Source organism: Peterkaempfera griseoplana, assembly GCF_001418575.1.
Lineage (GTDB): Bacteria > Actinomycetota > Actinomycetes > Streptomycetales > Streptomycetaceae > Peterkaempfera > Peterkaempfera griseoplana.
In genome coordinates this window covers 1-1,614 of sequence record NZ_LIQR01000368.1, presented here as the reverse complement: position 1 = coordinate 1,614, position 1,614 = coordinate 1, and the positions used below count along the sequence as shown (strand labels likewise).

Genomic DNA, 1,614 nt, shown 5'->3' with positions numbered 1-1,614 from the left:
GTGCGTGCGGGGGCGAGGGTGCTCATGGCGGGGTGGAGCCCTTCTTCCGGTGCCGCCGCCCCTGGGCGGGGCGCCGTGACCGTCCCATGGTGCCCTGCCGGCGCCGCGGTGGAGGGACGGCCTCCCACCCCGGGGGTGCGGATGCCCGGGACACCTCGCCTGGTCCCCGCCCGCTCACTGGGGAAGTGACCCGTCTGGCACCGGGGAAGGGGTGCCAGGAGGTGCGGAGCGGGAGGAGGCCGGGCGCGGCGTCCGGCGGCCGGCGGCGGGGATCGCTCTCCGTCGTCCCGTACCGGTCTGACGACGTGTGACGACCCGTGGCACTCCGCGGTCACTCTACTCCACGGCCTGCCCCGGTCAATCGCCGGCGACGGCGCACCACCCGTCCTGCCCAACGCCGGGGCAGGCACGGCGGCGGAGGCCGGGGGGCGCGGTACCCGGCCGCCGGCGGCCGGACCCCGCGGACGACGCGTGCGGGCCGTGTCCGGGGCTGCTGCGCGGGGGTCGCCCGAACGGCCCGCAGACCCGCCACTCCAGGCGGGCGCAAAGCGTCCCCGCCACGGGTGACGCGGGGCGCCGGCGCCGGTTGGAGGGGTGGGGAACGGGACATCCGCTGCCGATAGGACAGGCCGATACGACAGGTCGTCCCCAGCGTCCAGTGAGGTCACCGTGCACATCCAGCGCAGCCATGCCCGTGGCAGGAGGACCGCCGTCGCGGCCGCCTGCCTGCTGATCCCGGCCGTGGCGCCGGCCACCCCCGCCGAGGCCCATGCCCTGGGGTTCTTCGGGCGCCACAGCCATGCGCACTCGGCGGCCCGGGTGCTGGACCTGGTCAACGAGGAGCGGTGGCGGGCGGGGTGCGGGCCGCTGGTCCTCGACCGCCGGCTGAGCGAGTCGGCCCGGCGGCACAGCGGTGACATGGCCTACTGGCACCACATCTCGCACCGGGGCTCGGACGGTACCGCGCCGGTGGACCGGATCAGGAGGACCGGTTTCCGCGCGAAGGCCTGGGGCGAGAACGTCGCCAGCGGCTACCGCACCGCCGACCAGGTCATGGACGCCTGGATGGCCAGCCCGGGCCACCGCGAGAACATTCTCAACTGCCGCTACAAGCGGATGGGCATCGCGCACGCCGAGCCCGGCGACTACTGGACCCAGGACTTCGCCGCCCCCCGCTGACCCCGGGCTCCGGGGCCGCTGCCCGGCGCCCTGCCCGGCTCGACCCGCCGCGGGGGGCGCGCTGCCGCCGCGCGCGCTGACGGCGTACGGACCCGGGCAGGCCCGGGAGGCCGCGACCGCCGTCCCCCTGCTGCCCAAGCCCCTTACGGGGATGGGCCAAAGGGGGTAAACGGCACGTGTCGCCCGGCTGGGTGACTTGTGACACCGTTGCAGGGAAGAATGCCTGGAGCAGGCCTGCACCCGCACCACCTGGGGCGGCCTGTCCGCGCACCTCGGCCGAGCAGCCGTCCCGGTGGAACCGATCTGCCGGAGAGCGCGTAGGTCGGGGTGGGAGGGGCCGGTCCGGGGACCAGGAGCGGCCGACATCAGGACAGGCCGAGGAGCAACGGGTGACGACCTTCAACGAGCGGGCGGGTCTCGACGGGCAGGGGCTGG

1 protein-coding gene is annotated in these 1,614 nt (G+C 75.8%); it reads left to right on the top strand.

Annotated features, from left to right (window positions below; all coding sequences use genetic code 11):
- The first annotated feature begins 669 nt into the window (after positions 1–669).
- On the top strand, positions 670–1,179 hold the full coding sequence (locus tag AOK09_RS26015) for a CAP domain-containing protein (protein WP_245687482.1): 510 nt from the start codon (positions 670–672) through the stop codon (positions 1,177–1,179).
- Positions 1,180–1,614: the final 435 nt, after the last annotated feature.